The sequence below is a fragment of the Bradyrhizobium sp. Kon69 genome (assembly GCF_055807515.1).
Map to the genome: position 1 here is coordinate 1 of NZ_JBVVOS010000221.1, position 319 is coordinate 319.

General features: G+C 62.4%; 1 pseudogene. It reads left to right on the plus strand.

The annotated features are described in order from the left end of the window. Window positions 1-319, plus strand: a pseudogene (locus tag AC0L3U_RS38915) (homoserine dehydrogenase); the annotation flags it as partial.

A 319-nucleotide genomic window follows, 5' to 3' on the forward strand; every position in this document is an offset into this window, starting at 1 on the left:
GAGAACGGCAAGCATGTGGTCACCGCCAACAAGGCGCTGATCGCCGTGCACGGCAACGAGATCTTCGCCAAGGCGCGTGAGAAGGGCGTGATCGTGGCGTTCGAAGCGGCGGTGGCCGGCGGTATCCCGGTGATCAAGGCGATTCGTGAAGGCCTGTCCGCCAACCGCATCAATTGGGTGGCCGGCATCATCAACGGCACCGGTAACTTCATTCTCACCGAAATGCGCGAAAAGGGCCGTACGTTCGAAGACGTGCTGGCCGAAGCCCAGGCCCTGGGTTATGCCGAAGCCGACCCGACCTTCGACGTGGAAGGCATCG